Genomic DNA, 13,019 nt, shown 5'->3' on the forward strand with positions numbered 1-13,019 from the left:
GACGGTCCGATATGGACGACGCACTCGTCATCGGCGGCACGCGGTTTATCGGCCGCCATCTCGTCGATGAGTTACTCGAGAGTGGCTACGACGTGACGTTGCTCAACCGCGGAACCCACGACAACCCCTTTGCGGACGACGACCGCGTTGCCCACGTCGAAGGCGACCGGACGAACGACTCGGCGCTCGAGGCCGCGGCGACGACGATCGACCCCGACGCGGTCTTCGACTGCGTGGCCTACCAGCCGAAAGACGTTCGCGCGGCGACGCGTGTCTTCGCCGACTGTGAGGCGTACGTCTACGTCTCGAGTGGCGCGGCCTACGGTCGCGAGGAGATCCCGAAACGGGAGGGAGAGACGCCACTCGAACCCTGTACGGCCGACCAGGCGACCGACGACTCCCGGGAGACGTACGGCAATCGCAAAGCCGAGGGCGACCGCGCGGTCTTCGCGGCCGCCGAGGACGGCGTCGCTGCGATGAGCGTCCGACCGCCGATCGTCTACGGTCCTCACGACTACACCGAACGTCTCGGCTGGTGGATCGACCGCGTGAACCGCTTCGACCGGGTTCTCGTCCCCGGCGACGGAACGAACGTCAGACACCGCGCGTACGTCGAGGACGTCGCAAGCGCCCTTCGGATCGTCGCCGAACGCGGTGAGGCCGGCGAGGCGTACAACGTCGGTGATCGACGGCTGGTGACCCTCGAGGAGCTGGTGACGGTCGTCGCCGACGCAGTCGGGACGACGGTCGACGTGGTCACCGCTGGCCCCCGCGAACTCGAGGCCGGCGGAATCGAACTCGACGACTACCCGCTCTATCGGGAGTACCCACACATCCTCTCGACGGACAAACTCGCCGCGCTGGGCTGGGAGTCGACACCCCCGGACGAGGCGATGGAACGGACGGTCGAGGACCACCTCGAGAGCGACCGCGACGGTGACGACAACGGACCGAGTCGAGAAGCCGAGGAACGCGTGCTGGGGATTTTAGAGACGTTCTGAGACCCTGACACTCTGCGTTTCGTCGACGGTCAGCGGCGCCGGGCGATCGCGATGCCGGCGACGGCCGCGACGAGGTTTAACAGCCCGATGAGGGCGAAGGCGAGCGTGTACTCGCCGGTCGCGTCCCGGAGGTGGCCGGTGATCGCGGGAAGCAATAGGGCGGCGACGTTACCCGAGGCGACGACGAACGCGACCGCCGTCCCGTCGCGACCCGCAGCCGTCGACGCCGTCTTGAAGATCGCGCCGAACGGCAGCGAGACCGCGGCGAGGGCAAGCAACGGCAGCGCGACGAGAGCGACGCCGTCGGCGACGAGGAGGACGAACAGACTCGCCGCGCCGACGCTTGCCGCACCCGCGATCACCCGGCCGTCGGGAACGCTGGGACGGAGAACTGCGATACCGCCACCGAGCCGACCCAGCGAGGCGACGAACAGGGCGAGCGCGCTCAACGGCCCCGCCAGTCCGAGATCGGCGAAGTACGCCGCCACGAACGTCGAGAGCGTCACGTACCCGCCCAGCGTCGCGAAGTTACAGGCCGCGGCGAGTAGGACGGTCGGCGAGCGCAACACCGCGAGAGTACTCGGTGTGGTCCCGCCGTCGGTGCGTCGCTGCGGGTTGGAATCGACGCTCTCGGTGACAGGACGCGTCCGGTCGGCACGGTCCGAGTCGAGCCAGAGCACGACGCCGGCCGGAACCGCGACGAGTGCTCCCACGGCGTGGACGCCGAACCAGCCCGTCGAATCGACGACCGACGGCGTTACGAGATAGGCGACTGCACCGCCGGCAGTGAACATACCGCCGTTGAGTCCCTGGTGCCACGTCGCCCGTGGTCCCGTATACACCCGCGAGATCTGGGTCGCACAGACGGTCACCGCGAGCCCGCCGGCGAGCCCCCAGAGCGCTCGCAGCGCCAGCAACGACCCGAAGGAGTCGACGAGATCCATGACGACGGCCAGGACGGAACTGGCACACACGATGCCGAGGAGTACGGGTACCGTCGATCGGCCGTCGACGAACCGACCGCCGAGCGGTTGGACGATCACGAACGCGGCCAGCGCCGCGCTCATCAACAGCCCGACTGCGGTGTAGCCGACGTCGAACTGACCGACGACGGCGCCCGGAACCGACGCATACGAAAACAGGACGTACCCGACACTGAACGCCGCGAGATGCGGACCGTACTCGATCCCGTACGTTCGTTCCATTCGAATCCGTGTCTGTCCGGACGAACAGAAAGACGACATAGCTTACGGGATTGACTCGGGACGCTCGTCGGATCGCCGTCGGCTATCGTATCGATGCCAACGGACCTCGTCGTTCGTGTCGACGAGAACGGTTTTATGGGTCCCCGCTCGTGGAACGAACTATGTTCGAGAAGTCGACGTGGATCCGTCTGCCGCGAAACGTCGTCGTCGGCCACGGCGTCATCGATCGCGTCGTCGACGTCGTCGACGATCTCCACCTGCAGGGCCGGCCGCTGTTCGTCACCAGCCCGACACCCCGCGAGGTCGCCGCCGACCCGATCGCCGCGGACTTTGTGGCCGCCGGTATCGACCCGGCGATCGTCACGATCGAGAAAGCGACGTTCGACGCCGTCGAACGCGTCATCGAGACCGCCGAGGCCGAGGACGTCTCGTATCTGGTCGGCATCGGCGGCGGGAAGGCCATCGACATCGCCAAGATGGCGAGTCATCACCTCGAGATGGGCTTTTGCTCGGTACCGACGGCAGCCAGCCACGACGGGATCGTCAGCAACCGTGGCTCCGTCCCGGAAGGCGATACGCGCCACAGCGTCGCAGCCGAGCCGCCGCTGGCAGTCGTCGCGGACACCGAAGTGTTGGCACAGGCCCCCTGGGAACTGACGACTGCGGGCTGTGCCGACATCATCTCGAACTACACCGCGGTGATGGACTGGCGGCTTGCGAAACGCCTCAAAAACGCCGAGTACTCCGAGTACGCCGCCGCGCTCTCGGAGATGACCGCCGAGATTCTGGTCAGCAACGCCGACCTCGTCCGCCCCGGACTCGAGGAGTCGGCCTGGATCGTCAGCAAGGCGTTGATGTCTTCGGGCGTCGCGATGAGCATCGCCGACTCCTCACGACCCGCAAGCGGTGCCGAACACCTCTTTTCCCACCAACTCGATCGGCTGGCGCCTGATGCGGCGTTGCACGGCCACCAGGTCGGCGTCGGCTCGATCATGACGGCCTACCTTCATGGCGGTGAAGACGGCGTCTGGACGAACATCCGCGATGCGCTTTCGAGCATCGACGCGCCGACGACCGCCGCCGAACTCGGAATCGGCGACGAGACCGTCATCGAGGCGTTGACCACCTGCCACGAGATCCGCGATCGCTACACGATTCTGGGTGACGGGATGGACGAACGGGCCGCACGCGAGGTCGCGACCAAAACGGGCGTCATCGACTGATTCAAACTCTCGAGTTCGTAATCGTCATTGTGACGGGGCGGTAACGAACGTGTATGCGGATGGAACTACGGGTGTGCAAGCACTGCTATACCGGGGAACACGGCAACGAACAGAAGACGGCGATTACGAAGGATATGGTCGCCTGTGCCGAACAGATCCGCGAGTACAAGGACCTCATCAATCTCGATGCGGTGTATATCACGAAAGTCGAGGAGGGCGACGCCGGCAACGCGGCGGCGATCGACGTCACCGTCGCGGGGATCGAAAACGACACGGTAACGCTGCGGGACACCCAGCTCGTGATCGAAGACAACGACGAAAGCGTCCTCGTCTATCCCGAGCCGGCCGACATCATTGAGGTCCTGACGCGCAACCTCGATCAGATCAGCGAGGGAACTCGACAGGACGTGTCGGTCGAAATCTCGGCCGAGAGCGCCGAACTGATCTCCTGACGGCCACCCTCCCGTCCGAAACCGCGACGTATCGGACGCCGTGTCCCGGTCGACTCACCACGTCTTCGGATATCATATATCCAGATATTCTGCATTGAACCTACAGTATCTCTCTCGAGCACCCATCATTGTTGAGGTTTACCGGTCTGGTATCGCGACAGGTTTACGTCTCCGTACTTCATACCCTGCGGTCAATGAACGTGGGTGCATTTCTTTGTTCGTGTGCGGGGACCTGCGACATCGACCTCGAGGAAGCCCGGGAGAACGTCGAGGGCGTCGAGGTGGCAGCGAGCTCCCAGCTGCTCTGTGGGGAGAAACTCGAGGCGGTCGATCAGCTCATCGAGGAGTACGACCTCGACGAGTTGGTCGTCACCTGTCCGGAGGCCAAAGCCCAGGAAAGAATCGAGCACGTCGCCGAGGAAAACGGGCTCTTCGCCGAGGACATCGAGTTCGTCGACCAGCGAGAGGCCGCAGGCTGGGTCCACGACCGTGAGGCCGCGACCGCCAAGACCTCGCGGCTTGTCAACGCCGCCCAGGCCGGCCGGGAGACGGAGACGCTGCCGCGCTCGAGTATTCACCGGGCGGGCCACGACGTCGTCGTCGTCGGTGACGCCGAGGCCGCCGCGGCGATCGCCGACTCGGCCGACGTCACGCTGATCGCCGACGGTAAGGAGCTGGCGGCCGTCGACGCCGACCTCGAAAACGTCACCGTCGAGCGCGGGCGCGTCGTCGACGTCGACGGCACGTACGGCGAGTTCGAGCTCACACTCGAGGCGCGAGTGACCGACGACTGTATCTCCTGTATGAAGTGTGTCCACGCCGGCCCGGACGGGATGGTGACGCGCCACCCCGTCGATATCGATCCCGAGGCGCCGGTCGGCGAGTGGATTACCGTCTGTCCGACCGACGCCATCGAGATGGACGGCGTCAGGCGGACGATCGAGTGCGGTCAGGTGATCTACCCCGACGGCGACGACGGCACCGTCGGCGGGCAACGCGGCTTCCACACCGGTCGAATCACCCCGGCAACGATCGACGAGGTCGAACGACTGCTCGGCGGCTTCGAAGGGATCGACTTCCTCGACCTCGATATGGACGTCTGCGCTTCGGGTGCCGGCTCCGGCGAACAGGGCTGTACCGCCTGTTCCGACGCCTGTCCCCACGGGGCCGCCGAACGCGTGGCTATCGACGAAGTCGAGTTCCACCTCGACAGCTGCCAGAACTGCGGGGCCTGTACGAGCGCCTGTCCGACCGGCGCGACCCAGCTCAACGAACCGAGCAACGAGCGCATCGCCCGCGAGGTCGAGGCGTTGCTCGCTCCGACCGGCGACGACGGCGGCTTCGTCAGCGGACTGCTCGGTGGCTCGAGTGCGGGCATCGAGACGCCGATCGTCGCCTTCGTCTGCTCGGAGCGGGCCCAGGACGCCCTCCGGGAGTACGGCCGGCTGGCGGCCGCCGGCCGGGCCGATCTCGAGTACCCCCCGATCCTGCCGGTCGACGTCAACTGTACCGACACGGTCGGCGACGCACACGTCCTCCACGCGCTCGCGGCGGGCGCGGACGGCGTCGCGATCGTCGGCTGTGGCGGGAGCTGTCTCCACTCCGGCCCCGATCCGAAAGCAGAACTGGTCCGTCGTCTCAACCGGGCGACGACCGATCTGGGACTCGGCGAGCGCGTCGCGTTCTTCGCGCCCGATCCCGAGGAACCGAAAGCGTTCGTCGAGGAACTCTCCCAGTTCGCCGTGACACAACTCGAGGCGTCGCCGGTACCGGCCGGCGAACACGAGGCGACTGGCGAACTCGACGACGCCGATCGGGAGAACCCGGCGTTCGACAACCACGCCTGGGCCCTAGAGAGCGTCCGCGCGATCCTCGAGCACGCCGAACCCGAGCGGGAGCTGATCCGCGGTCTGACGGACTTCGGCGTCGTCGAGGTCGGCGACGGCTGTACGCTTACCCCGACCTGTACGAACTACTGTCCGACGGACGCGCTCCGCCGGACCGATACGGGACTCGAGTTCAACCACGAGCGCTGTGTCAACTGCGGACTCTGTGAGGAGGTCTGCGTCGAGAACGTCATGACCGTCGAGGAAGGACTCGACCTCTCGCTGTTGCCCGAAAACGGCGCGCCGGACGACCCCGAACCTGCCTGGACGCAAGTCCACGAGGGCTCGATGCTCTCGTGTGCCGGCTGTGGACGGGAGTACACCAGCGAAGCGACTGCCGAAGCCATCGAGGACCGGGTCGGCGAGCGCGTCGCGAACCTCGCGCCCGACGCCGAAGAGAGCATCTTCCAGTACTGTCCAGAGTGCCGAGCGCAACTGCTCCACAACAGGTGAACTGTCTCGGGGTCAAGCCCCGAGGCATTCGGCCTGCTCCGCCTGTAGAATCGATCGGTCGCGAACCACAGATTAACCTCGCTCGAGTGAGATCGGGAGTCTAAGCCGAGCGCGCGGACTCGAAGCCGACGGCGCTGTCGACCAGCGGGCACCGGGCCGCGCGTTCACTCGCCTCTCGAGCCATGACCGACGACACACCACAGGACACGGACATCCGCCAGCTAGACGAGGACACGGTCGCCCGGATCGCCGCCGGCGAGGTCGTCGAACGACCCGCAAGCGCCGTGAAAGAACTCGTCGAGAACAGCCTCGATGCCGACGCTGACAGCGTCGACGTCACCGTCGAAGCGGGCGGCACCGAACTGATTCGCGTCGCCGACGACGGTCACGGGATGACCGAGGCCGACGTTCGCGCGGCCGTCCGCGAGCACACGACGAGCAAGATCGACGGTCTCGAGGACCTGGAGTCAGGCGTCGCGACGCTTGGCTTTCGCGGGGAAGCCCTGCACACGATCGGCTCGGTCTCGAGAGTGACGATCCAGTCCCGACCGCGGGACGGCGACGGCGCGGGGACCGAACTCGTCTACGAGGGCGGCGAGGTGACGAGCGTCGAGCCGACGGGCTGTCCCGCGGGCACGATCGTCGAGGTCGAAGACCTCTTCTACAACACGCCAGCCCGCCGGAAGTTCCTCAAGACGACCGCGACGGAGTTCGCCCACGTCAACCGCGTCGTCACCCGCTACGCGCTGGCAAACCCGGACGTAGCCGTCTCCTTGACCCACGACGGCCGTGAGGTGTTCTCGACGACGGGCCAGGGCGATCTGCAGGCCGCCGTGTTGTCGGTCTACGGCCGCGAGGTCGCCTCGGCGATGATCCCCATCGAGGCCGACGGCGACGAGCTACCGCCGGGGCCCCTCGAGTCGGTCTCCGGGCTCGTTTCCCACCCCGAGACCAACCGCTCGAGTCGGGAGTACCTCTCGACGTACGTCAACGGCCGTGCGGTGTCGGCCGACGCCGTCCGCGAGGGGATCATGGGCGCCTACGGCGCGCAACTCGACAGCGACCGCTACCCCTTCGTCGTGCTCTTTCTCGACGTTCCGGGCGAGGCCGTCGACGTCAACGTCCATCCACGCAAGCGCGAAGTCCGATTCGACGACGACGACGCCGTCCGCCGGCAGGTCGACGCGGCCGTCGAGTCGGCGCTGCTCGAACACGGGCTGTTGCGCTCGCAGGCGCCCCGGGGCCGGTCGGCACCCGGCGAAGCGCGAGTCGAGCCCACCACGCTCGAAGACTCGACGCTCGCGGATCACGCGCCACGGGCCCGGAGCGAACGGACGGCATCGTCGGGAGAACACGAGTCGTCGGTGGGATCGCGTATCGATGCGGAGGCCGACTCCGACTCGAACTCGAGCGGCACGTCCGCGACGGCCTCGAGTTCCGAGTCCAGTACAGCCGCTGGAACCGAAGTCGACGGATCGGGGCCGACGACGGATGGACCGGACGCTACGAGCAGCAGTGGGGACACCGCGATCGACGGACCGGACACCGCAGCCGCCGGCCCCGACGCCACGACGTCGGCGGGCGATCGAGACGCTACCGGTGGCGTAGACGAGACCGAGACGACAGGAGCCGGCGAGACGGCCAAACCGACGGGCGACCGTCGGACGGCGACGGCCGACGACCACATGACTGAGGCCGAATCCGATCCCGACTCCGGGCGCAAGTTCGCCGCCGCGACAGACCAGCGGACGCTGTCGGGAGACGTCGCGACCGGCGACGACGCCGAGTTCGACTCGCTGCCTGCACTGCGGGTGCTTGGCCAACTTCACGACACCTACCTCGTCTGCGAGACGGACGACGGACTCGTCCTGATCGACCAACACGCCGCCGACGAACGAGTCAACTACGAGCGCCTCCGGGAGGCGTTCGCCGACGACCCCACCGCACAGGCGCTCGCCGAGCCGGTCGACCTCGAGTTGACCGCCGCCGAAACCGAGGCCTTCGAGAGCTACCGCGAGGCGCTCTCGGAACTCGGCTTCGACGCCCAGCGGGTCGACGAACGGACGATCGCCGTCACGGCGGTCCCTGCCGTCCTCGAAGCGACCATCGACCCCGAACGGCTCCGGGACGTCCTCGTCTCGGTCGTCGGCGGCGATCGAGAGGCGGGAGCAGAGACCGTCGACGCGCTGGCCGACGAGTTCCTGGCCGATCTGGCCTGTTATCCGTCGATCACGGGGAACACGTCACTGACCGAAGGGTCGGTGATCGACCTTCTCGAGGCGTTAGACGACTGTGAGAACCCCTACGCCTGCCCGCACGGGCGGCCGGTTATCGTTCGGTTCGACAAGCGAGAGCTCGAGGAACGGTTCGAGCGGGATTATCCGGGCCACCAGTAGCGATCGGCACACCGGGAGGCAGGTTCGAAACCGGATCGTCCGACAGTATCAGTTCGTCTGATCCTGTTCCCGATCCCGATCGATCAGGCTGAACTCCGTCCAGAATCCGGCGAGGACGAGCAGTAACACGACGAAGAGTCCGCTGATCAACGCGATCTCCCAGCCGATCGGCGCCGCTGCTTCGACGAGGCCACCCGCCCAGCCGGCGATCAACACGAGAAAGCCGGTGGCCGCGATGACGAGGATGACGAGTCGATCACCGAGATCGTTCATACATAGCGGTTGGCCGCCAGTCGTTGTAACCAGCCAGCCTGCAGCCGACGACAGCGTCGCCTGTTGAGTTTGGATCGATCAGCGAGCGATCGTGACTACGACCAGGTAGCCGAGATACGTCATGAGCGAACCGAACGCAAAGGAGAGGACGCTCGAGGGGGCGACGACGGCACCGACGGCGATACCGGCCAGTGCGAGGACGACGCTTCCAGCCTGGACGAGCGGTCGTTCCCAGTAGCTCCGGACCGTCTCGTAGGCTCGAGCGGCAAGCAGTTCGAAGACGATCGTTCCGAGCCCGCCGACGACGGCCGCAAGCAGCGACGGCGACGCGTCGGCGAGCGTAAACGCGATTCCGACAGCGACGAGAACGAGCAGTGTTAGTGCGAGGTCGGTCCGTCGTCCCATCCCGACTTGGAAAGCTCAGTCCCGGAACAGCTGTGCGCCGTCGCCGACGTGAGTCTGGTAGGCCCGGCTCTCGATGCCGACGTCGTCGAAGGCGTCGATCATCGCGCCGGCGATCTCGCGCTGGTCGTCGTCGTGACAGACCGCGAGCACGCCCGGTCCAGCGCCGCTGACCGTGACGCCGGTGGCGCCGACCTCAAGGGCGGCCTCGCGGACGCGGTCGTAGCCGTCGATCAGAGCGGTTCGTTCGGGGGTGACGATTGCGTCTTCCATCCCGCGACCGACGAGTTCGGGATCGTTACGCGTCATGCCGACGGTAAGCGTCGCGGCGCTGCCGACGGTGTCGACGACGTCCTCAAGGGTCGCGGAGTCGGGAACGACTTCCCGCGCATCACGCGTCGAGACAGTCGTCTCGGGGAGACAGGCGACGACAGGAATCGAGGTGTCGACCTGTGTGACGCCGTCGTCGGTGGCGACGGTGAACCCGCCCAGTATCGACGGAGCGACGTTGTCGGCATGGGCTTCGCCGGAGACGAGCGCTTCGCCTTCGGCGGCGATCGGAACCAGTTCCTCTCGAGAGAGACCACGGTCATAAAGCGCGTTGAGTCCGACTGCCGCGGCAGCGGCGCTGGCGGCCGAGGAGCCGAGACCGGAGGAGGGACGGATGCCTTTGTCGATCTTGATGTGTGCCGGTGCGTCGAGGGCATCCGCGACCGCCCCGACGGTATTCTGTTCCGGATCCTCCGGAATGTACTGGCTGCCGGCGCCGGTGACGGTGATCCGCGTTTCCGGCGCGCGTTCGACCCGGACCACGTCGGCGGGCGTTCCAAGGGCGACACCGAAGACGTCGAAGCCACTCCCGAGGTTCGCACTCGTCGCAGGTGCCCGCACGGTGAGCATGCCGGATGCTTTCAAGACTGCAGTCAAAAAGGTAGCGGACCGCGACCGAGGTCTCCTGTCGTCACGTCCCGCCGATCGCCGACCCCGTGCTGGCGACCGTCGAAAATCGCAGGGAGAAGTGGGTTCGGCGTCCGAAGGATCTCGGGCGCGTAGCGCTACTCGTCCGACCCGGTCTCGTCCGGATCCCCGAACGTGAACACGTCTTCGTCGTTCTCGTCGCCGGTGTCGTTCTCACCGTCGACCCCGTCGCCCTCGAGGGCAGCGTCGTCCGTACCGTCCGGTTCCGGGGCCGACATGGGTCCGCCACTCTCTTCGTCGTCGATCCCGAGGATGTCCTCGGCCTCGAGTCCGTCGTCGGCCGCGTCTCCGAAGGTCGATTCCGACTCGGTCTCGGGAGCAGATGCGGCTACCGACTCGTCGTCGGTCGTCGACTCCAGGCCGTCGGTCATGCCGGCCGACGGTGCAGTGAGTGGCGCGTCCGGATCGTCGTCGCCGTCCGTGTCGAAATCGATCGCGAGCGATTCGGGGTCGGCGTCGGTCTCGAACCGGTCGAGCGCCGCGGAGAGTTCTCCTGCCTGTCCGGAGAGTTCGGAGGCGGAGTGAGTCACTTCCGTCATGGCCGTGGTCTGCTCTTCGGCGGCCGCAGCGACGTTTTCGGCCTCGGCCGTCGTCTCCTCGGAGACCGTCGCCGCGTCGTCGACCATCGCGACGACCTCCTGGGTCGAGGCAGCCTGCTCTTCGGTCGCGGCGGAGATCTCCTGGACGCCCACGTTGGTCTCCTGGGCGAGGTCGGCGATCTCCTCTAGGGCCTCGACGGCATCGGTGACCTGCTGGCTGGCGTTCTCGATCTGGCCGCTGGTCCCTTCGACCTCGGCGGCAGACTGCTCGGTGCGTTCGCGGATCGCCTCGAGGCGCTCTTCGGCCTCTTCGGCGGCCTTCTCGACGTCTTCGGAGAGGGCCTTGACCTCCTTGGCGACGACGGAGAACCCTTCGTCGTCGTTTCCGCTCGCGGAGCGAGAGGCCTCGATGTTAGCGTTGAGCGCCAGCATGTTGGTCTGGCGGGCGATCTCGGAGATCGTGTTGATCAGTTCGTCGATCTGCTGGACCTCCTGCTCGAGGCGACGGATCTCCGCGACCGCATCGTCGGCTTCGGCCTCGATCTCGTCCATCGCGGTGATCGCGTCCCGGGCGGCCTCCTGGCCGTCCTGGCCGGTTTCGACCGTCCGTTCGGCGATGTCGGCGACCTCGTTCGAGGAGGCAGCGATCTCCTCGGTCGTCGTCGACAGCGAACTCATCTCCTGGTTGACCGACTGCAGCGACTCGTTCTGTCGCTCGGCGCCGTCGGAGATCTCCTGGATCGATTCAGTGACCTGCTGGGAGGCCGAGCGGACCTCTTCGCTCGAGGCGGTCACCTGTTCGGAGGCCGTCGCGACGTCGGTCGCAAAGCGGTTGAGTTCGGCGACGGTCTCTTCGATCTCCGCGAGCATCCCGTTGAACTCCTCGGCGATCTCCGCCATCGCCTCGTTGTCGGCGTCGGTGTCCATCCGCACGGTCAGATCGCCGTCGGCGGCAGCTACCATCACGTCGCTGTACTCGTCGGCCGTCTGCTCGAGGGAGTCGTTGATCTCCTCGATGCGTTCGCGTTCGCGTTCGGCCTCTGCACGGGCGGTTTCGGCCTCCTCGATCTGCTCGCGCAGGGAGTCTCGCATCGAATCGAGGCCCTGGTAGAGGCGACCGATGTTGTCGATGCGGTCCGTCTCGAGGTCGACGTCGAGGTCGCCCTGTTCGATCTTGTCGGCCTTCTCCGTGAGGCGGTCGATCGAGGTAGCCGTGTTTCGGCCGATCACGGCGCCGAGCAGTCCGATCATCAACACGCCAAACGCCGTCGCGATGTGGCCCCAGTCGTTGACCGTGTGGACGAACCCGTAGGCCTGGCTCTCGGGTTCGTGGGTCGTAACCGTCCAGTCAGTGCCGCTTACCGAGGTCGCGCTGACGACGTGCTCGTCGTCGTCGAACCCGTAGGCGTCGGCTCCGAGCGCTCCGCTCGGTGTGCCCTCGACGTGGTCGGTCGTCGTTCCCGTCGTTCGAGCCGTCTCGAGCAGCGACGTGTTTCCGTACTCGAGGCCGAACGTCTCGTAGTCGTCTCCGTACTGGATGCTGTCGAACAGCACCTCGTCGTTCCCGTCGAGTACCATCGTCGTGACGTGTTCCTCACCGCCGACCTGGTCCGCGTAGGTGTCGAGTTCGACGGTCAACACCACCACTCGATCGTCGACAGCCGAGGGACCGAGCACGTAGTCGACGACGGGGACCGCATCGTCACTGGCGGCGTCGCTGAGATACGGATCCGAGACCCACGTTCTATCCTCGTGGCCGCCCGAGGCCGTCGCCTCGTCGTAGCCCTCTTCGGTGACGGCCTCGAGGACGTCGGCCGACTCGCCGCTGTATTCGTCGACGGTGCTCGCGAGTACCGTCTCGTCTTCGGTATCGACGTAGGAGACGGCGTATGCGTCAAAGTCCTCGCTCCAGGTCTCGAGGTCCGCCTCGATGGCGGCCGAATCGTCGGTCTCGAGCGAGTCCGACACCGTCATCGAGTAGATCGTCTGGACGTTCTGTCCGTGCCACTGCTCGAGTTTCTCAGCCTCGTGTTCGACGGTGGTCGCACGTTCGTCGTGGACGCGGTCTTCGACTTCGTCGGTGATCGCCCCCGTCGCAACGAACCCGATTCCACCGATTGTCAAACCGAGGAGGAGTAATACGATTGCAAACTTCACTGCATATCGCCGACGTATCGCCGCCGGTACCAGTCTTCGAATTGCACTCATCGA

The 13,019-nt window shown here is 66.3% G+C and carries 10 protein-coding genes; 5 read left to right on the top strand and 5 right to left on the bottom strand.

The genetic code is table 11. From position 1 onward, the window contains the following. The first annotated feature begins 11 nt into the window (after nt 1–11). Entirely contained in the window at nt 12–1,001 is a 990-nt protein-coding gene (locus RBH26_RS08325; RefSeq protein WP_306757741.1) for an NAD-dependent epimerase/dehydratase family protein, read from the top strand. Between the two features lie 29 nt (nt 1,002–1,030). Here RBH26_RS08325 and RBH26_RS08330 read toward each other — a convergent pair whose 3' ends face one another. After that, a complete protein-coding gene (locus RBH26_RS08330; protein ID WP_306757742.1) occupies nt 1,031–2,206 on the bottom strand; it encodes an MFS transporter in 1,176 nt (391 codons plus the stop codon). A gap of 161 nt (nt 2,207–2,367) precedes the next feature. On the opposite strand from RBH26_RS08330, the gene RBH26_RS08335 reads away from it, so the two are divergent. From RBH26_RS08335 to mutL, 4 genes are all read left to right on the top strand, one after another. Further along, complete coding sequence (locus RBH26_RS08335; RefSeq protein WP_306757743.1) at nt 2,368–3,429, top strand: NAD(P)-dependent glycerol-1-phosphate dehydrogenase; 1,062 nt, start codon at nt 2,368–2,370, stop codon at nt 3,427–3,429. 53 nt (nt 3,430–3,482) lie between these two features. After that, a complete protein-coding gene (locus RBH26_RS08340) occupies nt 3,483–3,881 on the top strand; it encodes a hypothetical protein (protein WP_306757744.1) in 399 nt (132 codons plus the stop codon). A 194-nt stretch (nt 3,882–4,075) separates the two neighbouring features. Continuing rightward, nucleotides 4,076–6,220 carry a hydrogenase iron-sulfur subunit gene (locus RBH26_RS08345; RefSeq protein ID WP_306757745.1) on the top strand — a complete coding sequence of 715 codons (2,145 nt, stop codon included), beginning with the start codon at nt 4,076–4,078 and terminating at the stop codon, nt 6,218–6,220. A gap of 182 nt (nt 6,221–6,402) precedes the next feature. Further along, entirely contained in the window at nt 6,403–8,616 is a 2,214-nt protein-coding gene (gene mutL / locus RBH26_RS08350) for a DNA mismatch repair endonuclease MutL (protein WP_306757746.1), read from the top strand. A gap of 48 nt (nt 8,617–8,664) precedes the next feature. Here the strand turns inward: mutL and RBH26_RS08355 are convergent, their stop codons facing one another. The 4 genes from RBH26_RS08355 to RBH26_RS08370 form a co-directional block, all read right to left on the bottom strand. After that, on the bottom strand, nt 8,665–8,889 hold the full coding sequence (locus RBH26_RS08355) for a hypothetical protein (RefSeq protein WP_306757747.1): 225 nt from the start codon (nt 8,887–8,889) through the stop codon (nt 8,665–8,667). A gap of 78 nt (nt 8,890–8,967) precedes the next feature. Then, the gene (locus RBH26_RS08360; RefSeq protein WP_306757748.1) at nt 8,968–9,294 is read right to left on the bottom strand and encodes a hypothetical protein; all 327 of its coding nucleotides are present in this window, start codon (nt 9,292–9,294) and stop codon (nt 8,968–8,970) included. 15 nt (nt 9,295–9,309) lie between these two features. Then, entirely contained in the window at nt 9,310–10,191 is an 882-nt protein-coding gene (locus RBH26_RS08365; protein ID WP_306757749.1) for a homoserine kinase, read from the bottom strand. A gap of 155 nt (nt 10,192–10,346) precedes the next feature. Beyond that, complete coding sequence (locus RBH26_RS08370) at nt 10,347–13,016, bottom strand: methyl-accepting chemotaxis protein (RefSeq protein WP_306757750.1); 2,670 nt, start codon at nt 13,014–13,016, stop codon at nt 10,347–10,349. Between the last annotated feature and the right edge of the window lie 3 nt (nt 13,017–13,019).

The organism is Natronolimnohabitans sp. A-GB9, assembly GCF_030848565.1.
Lineage (GTDB): Archaea > Halobacteriota > Halobacteria > Halobacteriales > Natrialbaceae > Natronolimnohabitans.

Bases quoted from the DNA above. Each gene is read 5' to 3' on its own strand.
- RBH26_RS08325 (WP_306757741.1), top strand. From the start codon at position 12: ATGGACGACGCACTCGTCATCGGCGGCACGCGGTTTATCGGCCGCCAT.
- RBH26_RS08330 (WP_306757742.1), bottom strand. From the start codon at position 2,206: ATGGAACGAACGTACGGGATCGAGTACGGTCCGCATCTCGCGGCGTTC.
- RBH26_RS08335 (WP_306757743.1), top strand. From the start codon at position 2,368: ATGTTCGAGAAGTCGACGTGGATCCGTCTGCCGCGAAACGTCGTCGTC.
- RBH26_RS08340 (WP_306757744.1), top strand. From the start codon at position 3,483: ATGCGGATGGAACTACGGGTGTGCAAGCACTGCTATACCGGGGAACAC.
- RBH26_RS08345 (WP_306757745.1), top strand. From the start codon at position 4,076: ATGAACGTGGGTGCATTTCTTTGTTCGTGTGCGGGGACCTGCGACATC.
- mutL (WP_306757746.1), top strand. From the start codon at position 6,403: ATGACCGACGACACACCACAGGACACGGACATCCGCCAGCTAGACGAG.
- RBH26_RS08355 (WP_306757747.1), bottom strand. From the start codon at position 8,889: ATGAACGATCTCGGTGATCGACTCGTCATCCTCGTCATCGCGGCCACC.
- RBH26_RS08360 (WP_306757748.1), bottom strand. From the start codon at position 9,294: ATGGGACGACGGACCGACCTCGCACTAACACTGCTCGTTCTCGTCGCT.
- RBH26_RS08365 (WP_306757749.1), bottom strand. From the start codon at position 10,191: ATGCTCACCGTGCGGGCACCTGCGACGAGTGCGAACCTCGGGAGTGGC.
- RBH26_RS08370 (WP_306757750.1), bottom strand. From the start codon at position 13,016: ATGAGTGCAATTCGAAGACTGGTACCGGCGGCGATACGTCGGCGATAT.